The sequence below is a fragment of the Microcoleus sp. PH2017_05_CCC_O_A genome (genome assembly GCF_020738785.1).
In the GTDB taxonomy this organism is placed as follows: domain Bacteria; phylum Cyanobacteriota; class Cyanobacteriia; order Cyanobacteriales; family Microcoleaceae; genus Microcoleus.
The window spans coordinates 39,553-62,486 of record NZ_JAEQCB010000011.1 but is presented as its reverse complement, the minus strand read 5'-3'; the positions used below and the strand labels follow the sequence as shown (position 1 = coordinate 62,486).

12 protein-coding genes are annotated in these 22,934 nt (G+C 44.3%); 6 read left to right on the top strand and 6 right to left on the bottom strand.

Annotation, left to right across the window (positions count from 1 at the left end):
- Positions 1–170: 170 nt before the first annotated feature.
- The 4 genes from JGK20_RS03985 to JGK20_RS03970 form a co-directional block, all read right to left on the bottom strand.
- Complete coding sequence (locus JGK20_RS03985) at positions 171–809, bottom strand: Uma2 family endonuclease (protein WP_293199141.1); 639 nt, start codon at positions 807–809, stop codon at positions 171–173.
- A gap of 61 nt (positions 810–870) precedes the next feature.
- On the bottom strand, positions 871–1,029 hold the full coding sequence (locus tag JGK20_RS03980) for a hypothetical protein (RefSeq protein ID WP_293229423.1): 159 nt from the start codon (positions 1,027–1,029) through the stop codon (positions 871–873).
- On the bottom strand, positions 1,022–1,606 hold the full coding sequence (locus JGK20_RS03975) for a Uma2 family endonuclease (RefSeq protein WP_293190917.1): 585 nt from the start codon (positions 1,604–1,606) through the stop codon (positions 1,022–1,024). Before JGK20_RS03975 ends, JGK20_RS03980 begins: the two co-directional genes overlap by 8 nt.
- Positions 1,607–1,644: 38 nt before the next feature.
- The gene (locus JGK20_RS03970) at positions 1,645–2,811 is read right to left on the bottom strand and encodes a pentapeptide repeat-containing protein (RefSeq protein WP_293179886.1); all 1,167 of its coding nucleotides are present in this window, start codon (positions 2,809–2,811) and stop codon (positions 1,645–1,647) included.
- A 1,082-nt stretch (positions 2,812–3,893) separates the two neighbouring features.
- On the opposite strand from JGK20_RS03970, the gene JGK20_RS03965 reads away from it, so the two are divergent.
- Positions 3,894–4,040: a hypothetical protein gene (locus JGK20_RS03965; protein WP_293203166.1), complete on the top strand. Its 147-nt coding sequence runs from the start codon at positions 3,894–3,896 to the stop codon at positions 4,038–4,040.
- On the opposite strand, the gene gatB is transcribed toward JGK20_RS03965, so the two are convergent.
- Entirely contained in the window at positions 4,037–5,527 is a 1,491-nt protein-coding gene (gatB, locus tag JGK20_RS03960) for an Asp-tRNA(Asn)/Glu-tRNA(Gln) amidotransferase subunit GatB (protein WP_293219398.1), read from the bottom strand. The two genes, JGK20_RS03965 and gatB, sit on opposite strands and share 4 nt — an antisense overlap.
- A 320-nt stretch (positions 5,528–5,847) precedes the next feature.
- Between gatB and JGK20_RS03955 the strand changes: the two genes are divergently transcribed.
- The 3 genes from JGK20_RS03955 to JGK20_RS03945 all read left to right on the top strand — a co-directional run bounded on the left by JGK20_RS03955 (position 5,848) and on the right by JGK20_RS03945 (position 13,029).
- Positions 5,848–6,084 (top strand): hypothetical protein, encoded by a 237-nt coding sequence (locus JGK20_RS03955; protein WP_293179892.1) that lies wholly within the window; start codon positions 5,848–5,850, stop codon positions 6,082–6,084.
- A 91-nt stretch (positions 6,085–6,175) separates the two neighbouring features.
- Positions 6,176–9,463, top strand: a complete 3,288-nt coding sequence (locus tag JGK20_RS03950; protein WP_293211844.1) for a PAS domain S-box protein — start codon at positions 6,176–6,178, stop codon at positions 9,461–9,463.
- A 395-nt stretch (positions 9,464–9,858) separates the two neighbouring features.
- Positions 9,859–13,029 carry an EAL domain-containing protein gene (locus JGK20_RS03945; RefSeq protein WP_293229420.1) on the top strand — a complete coding sequence of 1,057 codons (3,171 nt, stop codon included), beginning with the start codon at positions 9,859–9,861 and terminating at the stop codon, positions 13,027–13,029.
- 175 nt (positions 13,030–13,204) lie between these two features.
- Here the strand turns inward: JGK20_RS03945 and JGK20_RS03940 are convergent, their stop codons facing one another.
- Positions 13,205–14,422 carry an RNA-guided endonuclease TnpB family protein gene (locus JGK20_RS03940; RefSeq protein WP_293229417.1) on the bottom strand — a complete coding sequence of 406 codons (1,218 nt, stop codon included), beginning with the start codon at positions 14,420–14,422 and terminating at the stop codon, positions 13,205–13,207.
- A gap of 208 nt (positions 14,423–14,630) precedes the next feature.
- Between JGK20_RS03940 and JGK20_RS03935 the strand changes: the two genes are divergently transcribed.
- Positions 14,631–16,220, top strand: coding sequence for a glycoside hydrolase family 57 protein (locus JGK20_RS03935; RefSeq protein ID WP_293179901.1), 1,590 nt, complete (start codon positions 14,631–14,633; stop codon positions 16,218–16,220).
- Between the two features lie 962 nt (positions 16,221–17,182).
- On the top strand, positions 17,183–22,855 hold the full coding sequence (locus tag JGK20_RS03930; RefSeq protein WP_293229414.1) for an ATP-binding sensor histidine kinase: 5,673 nt from the start codon (positions 17,183–17,185) through the stop codon (positions 22,853–22,855).
- Positions 22,856–22,934 lie beyond the last annotated feature (79 nt).

The following is a 22,934-nucleotide window of genomic DNA, read 5'->3' as shown; positions in this document are numbered from 1 at the left end:
AGCAAAACTCTTAAGCAAAATTTTATCTCTGATGATTTTGATAATTTATCGTGAATCAATCCCAAATCGAAAATCTAAAATCCTCTCTTCCCCCAAATTTATCCGTGGGGTCAATCTAAAATCTAAAATCTAAAATCTAAAATCGATTGACACCCGTGATGCACCTTAGCTTAATTGGTTGGTAGTATTTGGTTTTTTACCCAATTCCGAAATGCTTGAACTAATTCTAAATAATCCATTGTTTCCGCCTGTTGCAAAAACCCGACAATTTCTAAAATATGTACAGTGGGAAATGCTAAACTGCGATCGCACGAAACGTATGCTCTATTTTCTAATCTATTGATAATCAGGCGTTCGCCGTTATAAATCCAAACTTCCGGCACGCCGACATCAGCATAAACTTGCAAGCTATTTTCCGAGTAACTCGTGAGATCGAGTTCCACTACTAAATCAGGTGGCGGACTTTCCTTCGTGTCAATTCTTTTTATTCCTTTAATTGCAGATAAATTCTGGATGTAAAAACATTCATTTGGTTCTGCACTGCTGAGTTCTGGACGCTTAAAAGTTGTGGAACCGACGGCTGCAATGTTCAGTCCGAATTCTTCAGCCAGGGTTTCCACAAATCTGCCGATTATTGTTTTGTAAAATTGGTGTTCTGGTGAAGGTTCCAGAATCTCTAGATTGCCACCATTGTATTTCAGCCGCAGCGGCCGGTCAATGTATTCGGCGAGCAAGGTTTCGTAGGTTTGCCAACTGATACCCGATAACTGGATATTTTGGCCTGGCGAGGTGAGATTTTCAGCGGGCATAGTGGTATTTTGCTGAGTAGTTCGTAGGCACAAGCCGGGGCTTAGCCATCGCACTTTTGGATTATACCATCAATTCGGGCGATCGATCGGCACCTTCACTAGATAAGATTGCATAAATCTTTGATTGATAGATCGACCGCAGATGCAGGGCTGATGAACACAGATAAACGCAGATAATTTCCAGATAGTCTGTAAATGAATGCAATTCAAGTCTACTCACCCATCTGCGCCGGAAATACCGCAGATAAATCGAGAGACAAATCTGGGAAACCTGGAATTACCACAACCTCATTCGGCAAAACCACTCGTTTGACTCGATAATCGAAACCACCTGTTTGTTTCTGATAAGGTTCGCTGTACATTTCCAGTTGAGGCTCTACCAAATTAAATATCCAATAATCAGAAATTCCCGATTCAGCGTAAAGAGATAACTTCGTTCTCCGATCGTACTTCAATGTCGAATCAGAAACCTCAATTACCAACAAAATATCAGCAGCTAGGGGGTGAGAAGATACATAATTGTCAGAACGGCGGGCAATAACCACATCAGGTTCTGGTTCACTATCATCTGACAAAATAATCGGTTCCTGTACGCGCACGCGAGCGCGTCTTGCCAGTAAAATGATTAACTCCTCAACTAAAAGAGTATTACAAACCGAGTGAAGCCTACCTTTAGCAGCCATTTTGATAATTTCTCCGCGAATCAATTCAAATCGGTTATCGGATTCAAAAAATCCCAGTTCTGCCAAACGGTCATATTCGGCGATCGAGAATCGTTTTGCAGTTACGGCAGTCATAGCTTTTATTCCCCTCTACAATTACCAACATTCCTATTTTACTCGAAAATCCCGCCCCGCGTCGTCAACTCAACTTTGACCCCTTCCGAAATCCCCAAACAACCAACAAACCTCGCATTCTCCACTACCACATTTTTTAAATCAGCGCGGCTTAAATCTGCACCGTTTAAATTTGCACCGCTCAAATCAACACCGCTCAAGTCAGCATTTTTGAAATCAGTGTTTGTCAAATTCGCATTAACTAAAATTGCATTCGGTAAATAAGCACTGCTCAAATTAGCCCCGGTTAAATTTGCACCGGTTAAATTTGCCCTCGGCAGCTTGGTTCGCAAATCTGCACCGCTTAAATTGGCACTGCTGAGTTCAGCATCCCGCAAATTAGCATTGCACAAAGTAGCATCAATTAAAATAGCAGAACTCAGCAAAGCACCGCTGAGATCTGCCAAGGTCAAATCTGCACCTTGGAGGTTGGTTTCGCGTAAATCTGCACCGTTCAAATCAGCGTAGTTCAAGTCAAAATTCCTTAAATCAGCTCCGGCAAAATCTTCGACGGGATTCAAACCAACTGTTTCTGCAAGTTGGACAAAATCATGATGTTTGTCGGTTAAAAACAGTTCCCGCACGATCGCCAATTGCTGCTGTCGGTACTCGTCGGCTTTCTCGTAATCGGCTAAATATTTGTAAGCCAGCTTCAAACTCTTGAGAGCACTGCGCTCAACGCGATCGTCCTGGTGGGCGCGCGCCATCGACAATTGCTGCTGATAACACTCGATCGCATCGGGCAAATTTCCATTAGCATCGCAAGCCAGGGCCAAATTGCCCAAAGCTTCCAACTCTCCGCGAAAGTCGCCAGTCTCTCGCGCGATCGCCAAACGCTGCTGCTGGTAATCAATAGCACCAGAAAAATCTTCAAGGGCACAGCAAGCATTGCCCAGATTTCCCAAAGCATTTGCCTCGCCCCGGCGATCGCCAATTTCCCGCGCTAACACCAAATGCTGCTGATAACAGTCGATCGCGCGATCGTAATTCAAGAGCGCCTCGTAAGCCACGCCCATATTACCCAACGCTGCACCCGATCGGCGCTTATCGTCCATTGAGCGATACAGCGTCAGGGCTTCCTGCCAAGAATCCAGCGCCGCCTCAAATTGGTGCGCCTGATATTGCAAAATCCCTTGCTTGATTAGCTCGCTAGCTTGTTCGCTCATGCTGTCAAAATCACTTAATAACTCAAGTTGATATTAATCGACTTCCAGCGGTAATTGCTAATGGGTAATTGCTAATGGGTAATTGCTAATGGGTAATTGCTAATGGGTAATCGGCAATCAGTATGGCCAACTCTCGCCATTGTCCCCTCTCCCATTCTCCCCATTCAGACAAAAAAAGGAGAGTCACCTCAGTAACTCTCCCGACCATCAGGGTGCATCTCTGTAACATGATATAACATATTGAGAATGAGGGGCGAAGCCCAGTTTGTCAGGCTTTGATGAAAAAGTATAGCTGGCGCAACGATTTAAACCTTGCGGGCTGAAGATTGGCAGTTGCTTCAGGTATCTTCCTTCGTGACAAGCGTCCTCGCGGTTCCACAATTCGGGATTCTTCCAAGCAGAAACCGCTCATCAGTATTTTCACGTCCGTGCCCCACAAAAAAAGACAAAAAAAAAGAGAGAGCTACGGAAGTAACTCTCCCTGCCATCAGGGTGCATCTACATAACAGACTATAACACATTAGGGATGAGGGGTGACACCATCTTATATAAAATTTTCATGAAGAAGTATAGCTAGCCCAAACGCCTCAAACCTTTACATATCAAGATTGCCAGCTTCTTATTGTCTATTTCTGACTGTCTTTAGCATTTTCCTGCTGCGATTATTCGGCATTTGTCCAGCCAGAATCTTGCGATCCGTATTTTTACGACCGTAGTCACAAAAAAAAGACAAAAAAAGAGAGAGCTACGAAAGTAACTCTCTTTGCCATCAGGGTGCATCTACATAACAGAATATAACACGACAGGACTGAGGGGTGATACCCCCAAATGTGAAGATATTGTCAAGAAATGTATACTTAATTGTAAAGTTACCATGAAGCGGGAAGGACGGGCTCAGGAAAAACCGATCGCCCGCTACTCTATCCGCTACACGATACCACGATTGAAACCTTCCAGAAACCGCTCATCCGTATTTTCACGTCCGTGTCCCACAAAAAAAAGACAAAAAAAAGAGAGAGCTACGGAAGTAACTCTCCTTGCCATCAGGGTGCATCTACATAACAGAATATAACACAACAGGCATGAGGGGTGATACCCCTAAATGTGAAGATATTGTCAAGAAATGTATACTTAATTGTAAAGTTACCATGAAGCGGGAAGGACGGGCTCAGGAAAAACCGATCGCCCGCCACTCTATCCGCTACACGACTCCTTTAACGACTGCTTAGGCTGGGCTGTTAAGCTTGGCTGCCAGCAACTCATTGGTCAATTTGGGATCTGCCCGGCCGCCTGTTTCTTTCATCACCTTGCCGACGAAAAAGCCCAGCAGCTTAGTTTTGCCAGCCCGGTACTGTTCGAGCTCCTTGGGATTGGCGGCCAACACTGCATCGATCGCGCGATCGATCGCCCCTGTATCAGAAATTTGAATCAAACCCTTGCTTTCAACCAACTTCTGAGGCGAACCGCCGTTTGCTAGTAACTCCGGCAAAATATCCTTAGCGATTTTGCCGCTGATCGTGCCAGCATCAATTAGCCCCAGCAGTTCGGCCAAATCCTGCGGTTGGAAAGGAATTTGTGCGATCGCCAGTTTCTCATTTTTCAGATAAGCAGTGATATCGCCCATCACCCAATTCGCAGCGCCTTTAGCCACAGCACCGGCGGCGATCGACTTTTCAAAATACTCAGCCACCGCTTTGTCGTCAGTCAAAACCCGCGCGTCGTAGGGAGAAAGACCTAGTTGAGTTTCGTAGCGGTATCGTTTTTCTGCTGGCAATTCCGGCAGTTGAGCTTTCCAATCGTGCAGTTGATCTGCCGAAACTTCGATCGGAGGCAAATCCGGTTCCGGGAAATAGCGGTAATCGCTCGCACCTTCCTTAATCCGCATACTGAAAGTACACTGCTTGTTTTCATCCCAAAGCCGCGTTTCTTGGATGATGGTTTCGCCATTTTCGATCGCTTGAATTTGCCGCTCGATCTCGTAATCGATCGCCCGTTCGATCGCATTAAAAGAGTTCATATTTTTAATTTCCACCTTCGTGCCGAACTCTTTTCTGCCAACGGGGCGCACCGAAATATTCACGTCGCAGCGCAGGGAACCTTCCTGCATATTCCCGTCGCCGACACCGATATAACGCACGATCCGGCGCAATTCTTGACCGTACTCGGCAGCTTCCGCGCCCGTTCGCAAATCCGGTTCCGAAACAATTTCGATTAAAGGCACGCCGGCGCGGTTGTAATCTACCATTGAATAAGTAGAACCGCTGAGGCGATCGCTACCGCCGTGAACCAATTTCCCTGCATCTTCCTCCATGTGCAAGCGAGTGATTCCGATTTTTTTTCTAGTAGAATTGCCCGTTTCGTCTACCATTTCAATTTCTATCGAACCGTTAATGGCGATCGGCAAATCGAACTGAGAAATTTGATAATTTTTTGGCAAATCGGGATAGAAATATTGCTTGCGGTCAAACTTACTATAAGGTGCAATTTGACAGTTGAGAGCTAGCCCTGCCTTCACTGCATACTCCAGCACTTTTTGATTTAATACTGGCAACACTCCAGGCATCCCCATACAAATTGGGTCAATGTTAGTATTTGGAGCATTACCAAATTCTGTAGAAGAGCTGGAGAAAATTTTAGTATTCGTACTCAATTGACAGTGAGTTTCGAGACCGATAACAGCTTCGTACTGAGTTTTAACTGATGTAGCAGCAGTCATAAGAGACCTATAAAGACTGAATAACTTTAAGATTCGGGCTAGAAGCCCATCCCACAAAAATCTTTTTTCTTGTGGGATGGGCTTCTAGCCCGTCCCAAAATTTGGTTAAAAGGATTTTTGCAAGAGGTCTATTATATTTTAGCTGTTTATTGACGAAACCGACTTGGGAGTATTTGTCGGCTAGGGACGGTTTTCACTTCACACCGGCAGAGTTCGCAAACAAGATCGATCGACCATTTGGGCCACTGGTGGCTAATAATTGACTTCCCTGGGTTAGTTTTCCCCCGCCGCGCTCTTCTTGCTGGCGATCGGCACACCCAATGCTCTACTACGGATGCGCGATCGGCTCGCGCACAGATCTGCCTCAGTATTATTTCGACGCCACGGGAACACAATCCTGTGCAAAAATATACAGAGCAGAGTGCGCCCGTACTTGGGTGAGGAGAGTTTTGGGGCGATCGATCGCAAGTGCCGATCTGCACGCTAAACCTATACCTGCCGTCTTTAATAGCACCGCCGCCACTCAAAATCGGCGCCACGCACAAATTAAAAAGTAAAAATGTATAATTTAACAATAAACTACACATTTTTAATTGTTAAAGTTTAATTTAAAAGTCTCAACCTAACACTTGCTTAACTGTCAAAAATATGCCTGAAATTCCAGTGGAAAGTGCCGCACTGTTTCAGAACAGCATCACTGAGCTAGAGGAGGTGGAATCAGCCCTCGAACTCGCTTGGAACGAACTCGAAAAACAAACAGCAGAAACCATTGCTCAGATAGCCAAAGCCGGCGCCGCAAACGCACAGGAAATCAGCGAGCGCTTTGTCGCAGCCAAGGAACTCCGCCAGCAACTTCAAACCAAAATAAAACAAGCCAACTCGCAGCGGGAATTTCACCTAGAAAACTCGCCAATGGCAGTTCTAGAGTGGGATAGCGAACTGCGGGTAGTGCGGTGGTCGCCAATGGCCGAACAAATATTTGGCTGGAGTGCAGCAGAAATAATCGGCCAATACTGGCACGAATGCTCAATAATTTATCCAGAAGACTTCGAGCAAGTCAGCGCTGCGGCAAATCAAATGTTTTACAGCAGAGAACCCCGCAACGTTTGCCGCAACCGCAACTCTACCAAAGATGGCTCAGTAATTTACTGCGAGTGGTACAATTCTGCACTAATCGATGCAGAAGGAAAATTAGTTTCAATTCTGTCTTTTGCCACAGACATCACCGAACAGCACCGCACTCAAGAACAACTTCGCCAGCGCCAACAGGCCTTCAGCGCCCTCGCGGAAAATGCTACCGATATCATAGCGCGGTTCGATCGAGAACTGCGCCACCTTTACGTCAACAAAGAAGTCGAACGAGCCACCGGAAAACCCCCCTCAGAATTTATCGGCAAAAGCAACAAAGAATTAGGAATGTCCCCCCACATTTGCAACCTGTGGGACGAAGCGTGTGTCAAAGTTTGTCGCACCGGCAAACAAGAAACCATCGAATTTGACTTTCCCACTCCCGATGGGACAAAATACTATCAAAGTCGAGTAATTCCCGAATTTGCTGAGGACAATTCAGTAGAAACAGTTTTAAGCATCACCCGGGACATCACAGAAATCAAACAAGTCGAAGCTCAGTTGCGTCAAAGCGAAGCTAGGTTTAGGCGCGTAGTTAACTCTAATATTATCGGCATCTTTTTTTGGGAAATTAATGGTCAGATTACCGACGCAAATCAAGCTTTTTTAAACCTAGTAAAATACACAAGACACGATTTGCTTGAAAAAAAAATTAGCTGGCTAAAAATGACACCGCCAAAGTACCGCAGCCTAGACGAACAAAAACTTGCAGAAATGACAGTTACCACCACAGCTATTCCCTATGAAAAAGAATACATCTGCTCGGACGGCAGCCGCGTTCCGGTGCTGCTAGGCGCTGCATTTTTAGAAGGAAGCCAGGAAGTTGGGGTGAGTTTTGTGCTGGATTTGACACAGCGCAAACAAGCTGAATTAGAGCTGCAAAAACAGCAACAACTTTTAGAAAGCATTGTTACAACCCTCCCGAACTTTCTGTACATTTACGACACAGAAGCACAGCAAAATATCTATGCCAATGCAGCCGTCACAGCCATCCTGGGCTACACTCCCCAAGAAATGCAAGAGTTGGGTACAGAAGCTATTTCTAGCTTAGTTCACCCCGAGGATCTGCACAAGTTAAGTGCAAGTATGCAGTTGCTGGAAAACAGCACCAACCCTCACGCTACAAATGACACTGACTACAGAATCAAACACAAAAACGGCGAATGGCGGTGGGTGCACGATCGATCGACAATTTTCAAAAGAACCCCAGGGGGACAAATTCAGCAAATTATCGGTTCGATACTCGACATCAGCGATGCCGTGGCGGCAGCTACGCAACGCAAACAAGCCGAAGAATCCTTAAAAGAGCAAAACGAAGTGCTGCAAACAATCTTCGACAACGTGCCAGTCATGCTATCATTCTTGGGACATAGCGGTGAAATAGAGTGGGTAAACCGCTACTGGGAAAAAGTGCTGGGCTGGAGTTTTGCAGAACTCAAAAACTACGATATCTTTGCCGAATGCTACCCGCAGGCAGAATACCGCCAATACGTTTTGGATGAAATCCAAGCAGCAACTGAGAACTGGAAAGACTTCAAAACAACAGTTAGAGACGGGCGAATAATTGACACTACTTGGGCAAATATTCGTCTCTCCGACGGCCGACACATCGGCATCGGTCAAGATATCAGCGATCGCAAACGAGCCGAAGAAGAACTCAAACAGCTCTACGAAACTTTAGAAGTTCAAGTTGCCCAGCGTACCGCCGAACTTGAAACTTTTTTTGATGCTTTACCCGATCACATTTTTGTTGTAGAACGCGAAGATATGCGTCAGGTTTTTGTCAATCAACCTTTGGCAAAAATGGCAGGGTTCAACAGCCGAAAAGAAATGCAAGGAAAAACCGTGTCTGAGTGTTTTTCCCCTGAAGTTGTCACAAAATTTGTGCGTGAAAACTTGCTGGTATTTGAATCAGGTGAAACTCTACACTTGCAAGAAAAATTTGTATTGTCCGGCGATACTGTTTACTTCGACACTTTTAAAATTCCTCTCAGGAATCTCGATGGCGAGGTTTATGCTTTAATTGGCACTTCTCGCGATATCACTGAGTTGGTTGAGACAAAACAAGCTTTGTCGAAACGCACTGAGCAATTAGAGGCTGCTAATCAAGAATTAGAATCTTTTTGCTATTCTGTTTCCCACGATCTCCGCGCTCCTTTACGCCATATTTCAGGTTTTGTTAATGCTTTGAAACAACGCTTAGAATCAACTGAAATCTTGAACGATCCTAAAATCGTTCACTACATGGAAGTGATTGATGATAGCAGCCAAAAAATGAGTTTGTTGATTGACGGTTTACTCGCTCTTTCGCGGGTGGGCCGCACCGAGTTAGTGCAAATTCCGATCGATCTCACCCGCCTGGTGCAAACTGCGATTAAATTGACTAAACCCCGAACAGCCGGAGATCTGGGCCCAACTCCCGACAGCGTTGAATTTGCCGTCGGAGATTTGCCGACGGTGATGGGAGATCCCACCTTGCTGCAACAGGTGTTCAGCAACTTGATTAGCAACGCCGTCAAGTTCAGCCGCGGACGCACTCCGGCTACAATAGTTATTGATTCCTTACCTGATGGAACGATTTTTGTCAAGGATAACGGCGTGGGTTTTCCGATGGAATATGCCGATCGACTTTTTGGAGCCTTTGTGAGGCTGCATTCCCAGAGAGAATTTGAAGGTACGGGGATCGGTTTGGCGATCGTCGGGCGGATTATTCACCGCCACGGCGGCACGATTTGGGCAGAAAGCATACCTAGTCAAGGAGCCACGTTCTACTTTAAACTAGGCAAACAATCTCAAACAGCAATGTAGATTCGCAAGTGACCAGTATATAGCAGTTCTCAGAAAGATCGGGTACGCTTGGGTAATCGGGAAAAAGGTAATCGGCAATCACCGAAAAGCTTGCTGTTCAAAAGCTTTCTGGCACATTATTCATTACCTATTACCAGACATACGTCACTCTTCGCCTTCGATGCTATAGTAGTTCTTAATTTATAATTGAAAACTATTATACAGTTCAATAAGTAACAGTCGGTTCTGCCAGCCCTCCGTTGCACGTGCTAAATCAATGTCATCAAAACATCATTAATATTGCTAAAGCATTAAAAATCTAACTAAAAACAGTGATACAAACTTAACTATACTCAATTTAATAAATGAAATCTAGCCCAAAAACGAACAACAAATTTAATACTCCACAATACCGTATGTTAGATAGAACTCAGACAAACTATTTACTAAAAACAGTATCAGAATCAACGTTAAAATTGTTGATTGTCGAAGACATGGCGGAAGATCTGGAATTAATAGTGCTCGCGTTAGAAGCGGGGGGAGTAAATTTTAACTACGATACTGCCGAAACAGCAACAGAATGCAGACAACTGATCCACAATTGCAAGTACGACGCAGTGCTGTCAGATTACCGCCTCCCTGGGTTTAACGGTTTAGAAGTGTTGAAATTAATGCAGGAATTAGGGCAAGAAATACCATTTATTTTAGTAACGGGAAGTTTGGGAGAAGAAGCGGCAGTTGAGTGCATCAAAGCCGGCATGAACGATTTTGTATTAAAAGGGCGGCTGTTTAGGCTGCCAACAGTATTAGAACGATCGCTCCAAGAATACAAAATGCGCCGCCAGCAACAATTCGCGATCGCCCAAATTCAGCGGCAAGCGACTCGTGAGGCGATCGTCAACCGCATCATCCAAGCCATGCGCGAAACCCTGGTACTCGACGAAGTGCTGCAAACTACCGCAGATCAACTGCACGAATCTCTCGAAATCAGCGGCTGCGCGATCTTGCAGCCAGATGCTGAAGGCAGGATTGTAGTCCGCCATATCAGCAAAGCCGCAGAGAAACAAGGACTCATCGGGCTAAATTGCACATTTGCCCAACACTACCAAACCGAACTCGCGGCAGGAGAAGCCGTCGTCATCGAAGAGTTATCGGGCCTGTGCCCGTCCCTGCAAGCATCAGCAGAGTTTGTAGGGTTTCGCACCGTCACGATCGCACCGCTGCTTTACCGTCAGTCATTTTTGGGAGGAATTAGTATCTATCAGTGCGATCGCGATCGCTATTGGAGCGCCGAAGAACTGTCGCTACTCAAAGCGATCGCAGATCAATGTGCGATCGCAATCCACCAAGCCGAACTCTACCAACAAGCCCAAACCGAACTCGCAGAACGCAAACGCGCTGAAGCCGAAGTCCGCGGCATCCAGCAACAGCTAGCCACAATGGCAGCCAACATTCCCGGTTCAGTCTACCGCGCCGTGCTGCATCCAGACGGCACAACCTCCATGCCCTACATTAGTCCGGGGGTGCGCGAACTTACTGGGATCGGGCCAGAAGAAGCAATGGCGTACCCCGAACAGTTGACCAAAATCATCCATCCCGATGACAAAAGTTCCTATGACAGCAGCGTCGCAGCATCGAGTGCCAGTCTGTTGCCCTGCGATCGCCAGTACCGTATCCTGTTGAATTCAGGCGAAGTCAAGTGGGTGCAAGACAGCGCCAGATTTTCCAAAAACAAAAACGGGGACATCATTATAGACGGAGTAGCCCTGAATATCAGCGGACGCAAACAGGCAGAATCAGCCCTCAGACAAAGCGAACAGCGATTTCGATCGCTGATTGAAAACGCCACAGACATCACGATCATTCTCGACGCCGAGGGCATATTCCGCTACATCAGCCCTTCCGTCAAGCGAATTTTAGGCTACGCGCCCCACCAGGCGATCGGGCGCAGCGCCCTAGGGACTGTTCATCCCGACGACTGCGCCGCGATCGCCCAAACCCTCCACAAAGCCATTGAAAACCCCAAAACAAGCCAGTGCCCCCTGGAGTATAGAGTGCTCCACCGCAACGGTTCCTGGTGTTATGTAGAAGCTGTAGCCACCAATTTACTGCACGATCCGGCAGTCAAGGGCATCGTGATCAACTGCCACGACATCACTCAGCGCAAACTCGCCGAAGCACAATTGCTGCACGACGCTTTTCACGATGCCCTTACCGGATTGCCCAACCGATCGCTATTTAGCGATCGGCTGGAACACGCTCTGAGGCTAGCAAAACGGCGCAAAGACTACTTATTTGCCGTGCTGTTTCTCGATTTAGATCGATTTAAAGTAGTCAACGATTCCCTCGGCCATGCGATCGGCGATCAACTGCTAGTTGCGATCGCGCAGCGTCTAACAGCTTGTCTCAGAGTCGGAGATACAGTGGCCCGCCTCGGAGGAGACGAATTTGTGCTGTTACTCGAAGACATCGACGGCGTAAATGAAGCTACCAACATAGTCAACCGCTTGCAAAAGACAATCACCTCCCCCATCCTGCTAGACGGACACGAAGTCTTTATCACCGCCAGCATCGGCATTGCATTGAGCTCCGGCGAATACGAGGAACCGACAAGCCTGCTACGCGACGCCGATACAGCCATGTACCGCGCCAAAGAACTCGGCAGAGCCCGACACGAAGTTTTCAATAGTTCCATGCACGCCCACGCTTTGAAGCTGTTGCAGTTAGAAAATGACCTGCGACGGGCGATCGAATCAATTAGAGACCCCGCTAGAGAAGAAGACTCTCCGCAATCAGCCCGATCGGGCTTACCTCCCTTATCCCCAACACCCCAGTTTATCATTCACTACCAGCCGATTATGTCGATCGCCCATAACACAATTATCGGTTTTGAGGCCCTGGTGCGGTGGCAGCATCCAGAACGAGGCTTAGTTTCGCCCAACGAATTTATTCCCATAGCCGAAGAAACCGGATTGATCGTACCGCTGGGCCGCTGGGTACTCCGCACAGCTTGCCAGCAAATCCGCCAGTGGCAGCAGCTATTTCAAAATAACCCGCCCTTAAGCGTCAGCGTCAACCTGTCAGTCAAACAGTTTTCTCAGCCAGATTTAATCGAATATATCGATCGAGTTCTCGAAGAAAGTCACCTCGACGGCAACAGTTTAAAGCTAGAAATTACCGAAAGCGTACTCATAGAAAATTCCGAATCAGTCACAGCCATGCTGGTGCAGCTTAGAGCCCGAAACATACACCTGTGCATCGACGACTTCGGCACCGGCTATTCATCACTCTCCTACCTGCACCGCTTCCCCACCAATACCTTAAAAATAGACCGATCCTTTGTCAGCAGGATGGGAGGCGACTTCGACCTCGGCAAAGGAGGCATCGACCCCACAGAAATTGTGCGATCGATCGTTACTTTATCCCACAATTTAGGAATGGATGTAGTAGCAGAAGGAGTCGAAGAAGCCTCGCAACTATCGATACTCAAAGGATTAAAATGCGAGTTCGCCCAGGGATTCTTTTTCTCAAAGCCAGTAGACTCTCAAACAGCAGCAGTCTTAATCCGGCAACAAGCAGAAAATTAGAATTTGCGAAGATTTAGTCTGTCACACAAAGGTCATTTTAAAAACACTGCACTTTGTGGAGGGAGCATCTCATTTTCGCAAAAATATTTTTTTTTACAGTGCGAGCGGGACAGCACTACTACAAATGCAAAACTGAGATGCACCCTTTGTGGATCCCATTTCAGATTGACACTCCTCAGTCTTTCATACACGAGGATTCTTGTTTCAGCGAATTGACTTGCCGATCGAGAATTACTTCTAAATCAGTAGCGGTCAATTCTCCACAAGCGTTATGGGTATTACCCCAAGTTCCGGTATGCCCTACCGTACTCAATCCTCTCCTGAGGATATTTCTAGCTGCATTATCGTCGCGGTCTAAAACACACCCACACCTACAAACATGAGTTCGTGTTGATAGACTTTTCTTGACAATCGTTCCGCAACTAGAGCATTCTTGGCTTGTTCCGTTTGGTGGAACGGCAATCGTTATTCTTCCGAACACCTTGCCGAAATATTCCAACCAAACTCGGAACACATACCAAGAAACATCGTTAATACATTTCGCCAAACAGTGATTCTTCACCATATTCTTGATTCTCAAATCCTCGTAGGCTACACAGTCGTTTGACTGGATTACGCATCTTGCTAATTTAATCGCAAAATCTTTACGTTGCCTACTTATCTTGAGATGGCACTTACCCAGAATCCCTCTAGCTTTCATCCGATTCTTCGACCCTTTGACTCGTTTTGATACTTGTCTTTGGGCTTTCTTTAACCTACGCTCTCCCTTGTCCAGAAAACGTGGATTTTCGACGACAACGCCACTAGAATCAGTGTAGAACTCTTTCAGTCCGACATCTAATCCAATAGTATTCCCAGTAATTTCACTCACTTCTGAGCGGTCAACTTGAATACAAAATTGAGCGTAATACCCGTCTGCACGTTTAACCAATCTGACTCGTTTAATTTGAGTCAACGAGTAAAAATGCAAATCGCGCGTCCCTTTTAGTTTCAGTTTTCCAATTCCTTTCTTATCAGTGAAAGTGATAGACTTTCTGTCTGATGCTAGTTTCCATCCCGATGTCTTGTATTCAACGGAACGGTTGTCTTTTTGGAACTCAGGAAAACCTTTTTTACCGGGAGTCTTCTTTTTGCAGTTATCGTAAAATCGTGAGATCGCAGACCAGGCTCTTTCTGCACTGGACTGTCTAGCCATGCTATTTAATTCGTCGCAAAACGGAAACTCTTTCGCTAAGACAGCACTATATTTGTTGAGGTCAAACTTGTTGACTTTTTCGTTATCCATCCAAAAGCGAATTGCTTTGTTACGGATGAATTGTACAGTCTTTATTGCTGCATCGACAGCATTAAATTGTTCTCGTTTACCGTAAGTTTTGAACTCAAAAATTAGCATGACGTTCGACCTCATCACGACTTTCTTATACTACCAGTGGTAGACTAATATTGCCTGCCGTGTTGCAAATCTTTACAAAAAACCATGCTTTTACCGTAGGCTTGAAGAGAAAGCCGTCCTAGAAGGACGGGGTTTTAAACGCGTTTTCTTGATAAAATCTTAAAATATTTTAAAGCTGTCCCTAACTACTGGCGTCATCCAAATCATTATGGCTATTGGCTACCTCGCCCTCGTTCTCCACGCCCACCTGCCCTTTGTCCGCCACCCCGAAAGCGACTACGTTTTAGAAGAAGAATGGCTGTTTGAGGCGATCGCCGAAACCTACATTCCCCTGCTGCAAGTCTTTGAAGGGCTAAAGCGCGACGGCATCGACTTTAAAATTACCATGAGCATGACACCGCCCTTGGTAGCCATGCTGCGCGACCCCTTGCTGCAAGACCGTTTCGACGACCACTTAGCAAAACTCGAAGAACTAGCCGAACTCGAAATTGAACACAACAGCGACAACGGTCACGTTAGGTACTTAGCCGAACATTACACCGCCCACTTCTCCCAAGTTCGGAATTATTGGGAAAAGTTCGATCGAGATTTAGTCAAAGCCTTCAAACAATTTCAAGACAGCAACAACCTTGAAATCATGACCTGCGGGGCCACCCACGGCTACCTACCGCTGATGAAAATGTACCCCGAAGCAGTTTGGGCGCAAATACAAGTAGCCTGCGAAAGCTACGAACAAAACTTCGGCCGCCGCCCAAAAGGCATTTGGCTGCCCGAATGCGCCTACTACGAAGGCTTAGAGAGGATGTTAGCCGACGCCGGCCTCCGCTACTTCCTCACAGACGGTCACGGCATCCTCTACGCCCGCCCGCGTCCCCGCTACGGTAGCTACGCCCCAATTTTCACCGAATGCGGAGTAGCAGCATTCGGTCGGGATCACGAATCATCCCAGCAAGTTTGGTCATCCGAAGTCGGCTATCCGGGCGCCGCCGAATACCGCGAATTTTACAAAGATTTAGGTTGGGAAGCCGAATACGACTACATCAAACCCTACATCATGCCCAACGGCCAGCGCAAAAACACCGGGATTAAATATCACAAAATCACCGGTCGCGGATTGGGTTTAGGCGACAAACAGTTATACGATCCGTATTGGGCGCGGGAAAAAGCAGCCGAACACGCCAGCAACTTTGCCTTTAATCGCGAACGCCAAGTCGAGCACCTCAACGGCATCATGCAGCGTCCTCCGATTATCGTTTCACCTTACGACGCCGAACTTTTCGGTCACTGGTGGTACGAAGGGCCTTGGTTCTTAGACTACCTGTTCCGCAAGAGTTGGTACGACCAAAATACCTACGAAATGACGCACTTAGCCGATTATTTGCGCGGAAATCCGACTCAGCAAGTATGCCGTCCGTCCCAGTCTAGCTGGGGTTTCCGGGGTTTCCACGAATATTGGCTAAACGATACCAATGCTTGGATTTACCCGCACTTGCACAAAGCCGCGGAACGGATGATTGAATTGGGAAACATGGAAGCAGAGGATGAGTTGCAGTTGCGGGCTTTGAATCAGGCTGCGCGGGAAGTGTTGTTAGCTCAATCGTCTGACTGGGCATTTATCATGCGTACAGGGACGATGGTTCCCTATGCGGTGCGGCGGACGCGATCGCACTTAATGCGTTTCCACAAGCTGTACGATGAAGTCAAAGAAGGCAAAGTCGATTCCGGCTGGTTGGAGAAGGTTCAGGAGATAGACAACATCTTCCCCGAGATCAATTATCGCGTTTATCGATCGCTTTAAGCAAACTTCGAGCTAATTTCCCGCATAAAAAAACCCGCCAGTGCGGGTTTTTTTATTAAGTCTTAATTTACCCGCTCGTAGTAAGTCTTAGGGTGCGCCGCCATCAACAATATGTCGAGCAAATCGAACCATATAGTAGCAACGCACCATGCCAGGGGTGGCTTAACTAATATCATTTCTCTCAATTAGGACTTACGCACTGGTGGTCTGAAACCGGATTTTTTTACAAAAATTATTCTCTAGAGGCACAACTTTTGGCGAAAAACCTGTTTACTCGATCTAAAATGCGTAATTAGTGTCAATTTTTGATACTAAAAAATTAGTTTTAAGTGTGTTTACTCAACTATTTTTCAGGTGCATCGCTGCTCAAAAAGTCGATTTTTATTGAAGATTTTTTATGTATCGGCACCCTAGGGCTTCAGACTACGTTTATCAACGTTAATCAGCCGTTTCCCTATCCATCAAAAAATTATGGGCGTTGCTGAATTTAGGTATGATTCAGTCGCTTAGGCAATCTCGGAAATGAGCGAGTAGGGGCAATTCATGAATTGCCCCTACTCGCTCATTTCCGAGGCAAATCATACTCCAAATCAGGAACGCCTAATTTTGTTCTCTAATTATACCGCGAATTTAGGAATACCAATTTGCTTACTTGTTCAGACGAAAAGAACATCAGGTTTGAGCGAACCAACTATACAATAAACAATCCTAATTTTTTATTGGTATTTAGAGGGTGGCAAAACTTGCGATCGCTTTTGGTAGTAGCAATAAAATGAAAATCATGTGGAAATTACGGATTCTAATCAGACCCCAAGTACGTTAAGATAATTTGTATCACAAACATAGTCAACCAAAAAACTCCCAAAAAGCTCTCAGATATTGTGTAAAAAAGCACACTTTTAGATTGACTGTGGTATATTATAACATAATTCACTCACTAGATTTAATTTAACTAAATGCTTATGAGTATTAAGATTAACTACCAATTAATAGAAAAAATCAACCAAGGTTTGAATACAGTAGTTTATCGGGCTCAGAGGAAGCAAGATCGACAAGCTGTAATCATCAAAATTTTGAGAGCAGAATATCCTAATCTCGAAGAGATTATGCAATTGAGACATGAATACGAACTCTCTAGAAATCTCAATTTAGAAGGTATTGTCAAGCCCTACGGATTAGAAAATCATCGCAATGGTCTGGCATTGATATTAGAAGATTCAAAAGGAGAAGCACTCAAAAACTTTTTGAGCATTCACAAGCTTAAACTAAAAGATTTTTTATCAATCGCTATTCAGTTAGCAGATACTCTGGGTAAACTGCATGACAACCAAATTATTCATAAAGATATTAAACCAACAAATATCATCATCCATCCTGCCACCCTCCAAGTAAAAATTACTGACTTTAGTATTGCTACGCGATTGTCTAGATCGACCCAAACACTCAGCCATCCCAATTTACTAGAAGGCACAATTGCCTATATGTCACCAGAGCAAACTGGGCGGATGAATCGCTCAATTGACTACCGCACAGACTTCTACTCTTTAGGTATCACATTCTATGAAATGATGTGCGGTGAAGTGCCATTTAAAGCTACAGATCCAATGGAATTAGTTCACTGCCATATCGCTAAACAGCCTGTATCGCCCTGGAAGATTATATGTGCAAAAGAGCAAAATAGGCAAGTAGAAATTAGCAGCAATCACTCCAAATCTCAAATTCAAAATGGCGAGATTCTCAAAGCAATTTCTGACATTGTGATGAAATTAATAGCCAAGACTGCTGAAGATAGATATCAAAGTGGTTATGGCCTCAAGGCCGATCTAGAACAATGTCTAAATCAATTGCAGCAAAGTGGAAAAAATTGTAACTTTATTCCGGGCAAGTGTGATAAATCAGGTCATTTTCTGATCCCCCAAAAACTGTACGGACGAGAAACGCAAGTAGCCAATCTAATGGATGCTTTTGATAGAGTTAGTGCTGGAACAGCCGAGATGATGCTAGTTTCCGGTTACTCAGGAATAGGTAAATCATGCTTAGTTTATGAAATCCACAAACCCATTGTCAGAGCAAGGGGTTATTTTATCGCTGGTAAGTTCGATCAATTTAAACGCAATATTCCCTATGGAGCCTTGATTCAAGCTTTTGAAGAACTAATTCGACAATTGTTAACAGAAAGTTCTGAAAAAATAAATTTTTGGAAACAGGAGATTTTAAATAATTTAGGTCAAAATACTAGAGTCATAATTGACGTTATTCCCGAATTACAATTAATTGTTGGCGAGCAACCCGAAGTTACTCAACTAGGGGCAAGCGAATCACAAAACCGTTTCAATCATGTTTTTCAACAATTCATTCATATTTTTACCCAAAAAGCACATCCCCTAGTATTATTTTTAGATGATTTGCAGTGGGCAGATTCTGCTTCTTTGAAATTGATTCATGTGCTGCTAACTGACCGAGATAGCAAATATTTATTCGTGATTGGAGCATATCGAAATAACGAAGTCAGCCCAGCTCATCCGTTAATGCAGACCTTAGATAGTATTTATTCATCTGGATCGATCGTCAATAATATCATCCTTCAACCGTTGACATTTAATACCGTCAGTCAATTAGTTGCTGATACTTTGGGTGAAAGCTTCTTATCAGCAGCATCTCCTCTGACTTGCTTGTTCGATCAACAAGAACAACTTGAGGAAGAAAGTTTACTTGTAGGAAACGATGGATATGAAACACAAAGATGGCAATTACTAGCTGAGCTAGTTTTCAATAAAACTCAAGGAAATCCCTTTTTCTTAACTCAGCTACTCACTACCCTTTACGCAGAAAAGCTGTTGACATTCGACTTCAGCATTGGCAGATGGCAGTGGGACATGGGACAGATTCAAACTGTAGGAATCGCCGATTATAATGTCGTCGAACTCATCGCCAGAAACATTGAAAAACTACCTTCAGATACCCAGAAAGTTTTAAAGTTAGCAGCTTGTATTGGGAATCGATTTGATTTGGATGTTTTGGCAATAGTCAATGAAAAATCTATATCAGAAACGGCATCTGCTTTATGGGAGGGGCTTCAGACTGGTCTAATTTTGCCTTTGGGAGAAAGTGCTTGCAAAATACCGTTACTGTGCCAGAGTAATGAGTCCTTGGTAGTAGCCAATACTCAAGGAACCCAATTAGAAATTAATAATTACAAAGTTTCCTACAGATTTTTGCATGACCGAGTGCAGCAAGCAGCATATTCTCTGATTCCTACTGAGCAGCAAAAAGCTACGCACCTGAAAATTGGTCAACTCTTGTTACAGAATATGAATCCAGACATCCTAGAAGACAATATCTTTGATATTGTTAACCAGCTAAATGTCGGAGTGGAATTCCTTACCGAGCAAGAAGAAAAATATAACCTGGCTCACTTAAATTTAATAGCTGGTCGGAAAGCCAAAGCAGCGTCAGCTTATGAAGCTGCTGTCACACAACTAAGAGTAGGGTTAAAACTCTTAGCAGAAAACAGTTGGCAGACCAACTACAATCTGACACTATCACTCTATGTAGAAGCCGTAGAAGCGGAATATCTTAATACCAATTACGAAAGGTCAGCAACCCTGGCTGAAGTTGTTTTGCAAAAAGCAAACACTCTGCTCGAAAGAGTGAAGGTATACGAGCTCCAAATCCAGTTTTATATGGCTCAAAATCAGATGTTAAAAGCCATTGATACGGGTCTGCAAGTATTGGATATGCTGGGTGTTTCCTTGTCAAATGAAGTGGGCGACGGGGGTTTTGTTTTTGAGTTACCAAAGCTCAGCGACTTAGAAAATATCCCAGAAATGACAGACCCCTACAAAATAGCAGCTTTAAGGATAATGACATCCCTTGTTTCTCCTGCTGTCGCTGCTAATCCCGAAATTTTGCCCCTGCTTATAGTGAGCTTGGTTAAAATCTGCCTGGAACACGGCAACTCCCCTCTTAGTGCTGTTGCGTATGTCTCTTATAGTGTAATACTGTGTTCGGCAATCGGGGATATAGATGCCGGATATCATGCAGGCAACTTGGCTTTAAAGTTGTTGGATAAATTTAATGCGAACTCGCTTATATGTAAAGTACATCAAATATTTTATGGTTTGGTTATACATTGGAAAGCGCATGGTAAAGAAGCGTTGTTACCCTTACTCTCTGGGCTACAAAGTGGACTGGAAACTGGAGATATAGAATATGCTGGTTATTGTATTACTGTTTATTGCGCGAGCATATTTTTGACAGGGGAGCGATTAGACATTGTAGATCAGAAGCAAAGACAATATCTTGATTTGGCAATCAAGCTAAAACAAGACTATTCAATCTACTACATCAAAATATTCCACCAAATGACGCTAAATCTTGAAGATAGAAGTGGAGAAAAATGTCAGTTGATTGGCGAAAGTTTTAATGAAACACAAATGCTGCCTGTTTTTATTGAAAGTAACAATCGAACTTTGCTATATGTTTCCTATCTTGCCAAAACAATTCTTTCTTATCTATTTAAAGAACCTAAGAATGCTATTGCCAGCGCCAGTTTAGGCGCAGAACACGCAGGTAACGTCATGGGTATGGTAGTTTCTGCTCCTCATAACTTCTATTATTCCCTTGCTCTACTCGCTGTTTATCCTCAAGTTTCTCAGGCCGAACAACAACAATATATGAGCTTGGTAGAAGCTAATCAACAACAAATGCAGAAATGGGCATTCCATGCCCCCTTTAACTTCCAGCATAAGTACGAACTTGTGGAGGCCGAAAAAGCAAGGATTCAAGGGCAAATTGTAGAATCAATGGACTATTATGACCGAGCTATAACGGGAGCTAAAGAACAAGGATACATTCAGGAAGAAGCACTAGCTTCAGAACTAGCGGCAGAGTTTTATTTATCCCTGGGCAGAGACAAGTTTGCTCAAATTTATCTGACACAGGCTTACTATGGATATATTCGTTGGGGAGCCAATGCCAAAGTTAAAGATTTAGAGTCTAGATATCCTTTGGTATTTTCCGAGATTCTAAAGCGAGAATCCATAGGCCTAGAGATTAATAGGACAACAACATCGGTCGCAGGAGGAAATTCGGCGGTATTGGATTTGTCTACTGTCAACAAAGCATCTCTAGCCTTGGCTGAGGAAATAGTGCTGGATAAGTTGCTGAATAAGTTACTTAAAATTGTGATGGAAAATGCCGGAGCTACAAGTAGCTGCCTGATTCTAGAAAAAGATGGAAAGCTTTTGATAGAAGCTACAGGTGTTGTGGATAGTGATGCGGTTGTATTGTATTCAGACTCACCATTTGAAACAAGTGACAATCTTCCTGTTTCTATGATTAATTATGTTCGCATTGCCAAAGAAAATATCGCATTAAATGATGCAGCAGTTTCAGGAATATTTATCAACGATCCTTACATCATCAAAACCAAGCCGAAGTCAATCTTGTCTATGCCTCTTATTAATCAAGGCAAACTAATTGGAATTATTTATTTAGAAAATAATCTGACAGTAGGTGCCTTTACAACGGAGAGGCTGGAATTGTTGAAGATACTTTCTTCACAGATAGCTATCTCCCTTAAAAATGCGATGCTCTATGGTAAATTGGAAGCCGCAACTCAAAAATTGAAAACAGCCAACGAGCAATTAGACGATTACAACCAAAGGCTGGAACAGAAAGTCGAAGCAAGGACGCTGGAGTTACAAGAAAAAAATAGACTTTTGAGAGAACAAGCAGTTGAGCTTGAACTTGCTTTACAGGAATTGCAAGCGACACAGACTCAACTAATTCAGACTGAAAAAATGTCAAGTCTGGGGCAATTGGTTGGTGGTATAGCTCACGAAATTAATAACCCGATTAACTTTATCTATGGCAATCTTACCCACTCTAGTGACTATGTCGATCACTTGCTGGGGTTGCTGAATCTTTACCAGCAGCAATTGCCTAATGCAACTCCTGAGATTCAAAACTATGCAGAAGATATTGATATCGAATTCATAATTTCAGATTTTCCTAGATTGATTGATTCGATGCAGGTAGGGGCAGAGCGCATTCGCCAGATTATCTTGTCGCTACGGAATTTCTCGCGCTTGGATGAGGCTCAAATGAAACCAGTAGATATCCATGAAGGGATCGATAGCACTCTGCTGCTGTTACAAAATCAGCTACAAGCCAGCACCTCAAAATTAGGTATTGAAATTGTTAAAGAGTATGGAAAATTGCCTAGGGTAGAGTGTTACCCCGGCTTTTTGAACCAAGTATTTATGAATATACTCAACAATGCGATTGATGCGATTGAAGAGTCATTTGCGGTTTGTCCCACAGTAGCTGCACAGAAAAAAGAATTTGTGACGCATAATAAAGGAAAAATTTGCATTCGCACCAGAGTCGTAAACCGTAATAAAGTGGAGATATCTATTGCGGACAATGGAGCGGGGATGACTGAGGAAGTATGTCGAAAAATTTTCGATCCTTTCTTTACTACGAAACCTGTGGGATCGGGTACTGGTTTGGGGTTAGCTATTAGCTATCAAATTGTGGTGGAAAAACATCAGGGGAGCTTAACTTGTATTTCAGCACGAGGTAAGGGAGCGGATTTCGTGATTGAGATTCCTATTCAGCAGAAAATTTAATAAGGAGAAGGTAGCAGGTATAATTTTTCTGAAAATTTGATAGTTAAAAATTATTCTATATTTTCGTCTTTCGATTATT

What these genes read in the sequence shown, in the direction of transcription:
- JGK20_RS03985 (WP_293199141.1), bottom strand. Translation starts at nt 809, where the DNA reads ATGCCCGCTGAAAATCTCACCTCGCCAGGCCAAAATATCCAGTTATCG.
- JGK20_RS03975 (WP_293190917.1), bottom strand. Translation starts at nt 1,606, where the DNA reads ATGACTGCCGTAACTGCAAAACGATTCTCGATCGCCGAATATGACCGT.
- JGK20_RS03970 (WP_293179886.1), bottom strand. Translation starts at nt 2,811, where the DNA reads ATGAGCGAACAAGCTAGCGAGCTAATCAAGCAAGGGATTTTGCAATAT.
- JGK20_RS03965 (WP_293203166.1), top strand. Translation starts at nt 3,894, where the DNA reads ATGAGGGGTGATACCCCTAAATGTGAAGATATTGTCAAGAAATGTATA.
- gatB (WP_293219398.1), bottom strand. Translation starts at nt 5,527, where the DNA reads ATGACTGCTGCTACATCAGTTAAAACTCAGTACGAAGCTGTTATCGGT.
- JGK20_RS03955 (WP_293179892.1), top strand. Translation starts at nt 5,848, where the DNA reads ATGCTCTACTACGGATGCGCGATCGGCTCGCGCACAGATCTGCCTCAG.
- JGK20_RS03950 (WP_293211844.1), top strand. Translation starts at nt 6,176, where the DNA reads ATGCCTGAAATTCCAGTGGAAAGTGCCGCACTGTTTCAGAACAGCATC.
- JGK20_RS03945 (WP_293229420.1), top strand. Translation starts at nt 9,859, where the DNA reads ATGTTAGATAGAACTCAGACAAACTATTTACTAAAAACAGTATCAGAA.
- JGK20_RS03940 (WP_293229417.1), bottom strand. Translation starts at nt 14,422, where the DNA reads ATGCTAATTTTTGAGTTCAAAACTTACGGTAAACGAGAACAATTTAAT.
- JGK20_RS03935 (WP_293179901.1), top strand. Translation starts at nt 14,631, where the DNA reads ATGGCTATTGGCTACCTCGCCCTCGTTCTCCACGCCCACCTGCCCTTT.
- JGK20_RS03930 (WP_293229414.1), top strand. Translation starts at nt 17,183, where the DNA reads ATGAGTATTAAGATTAACTACCAATTAATAGAAAAAATCAACCAAGGT.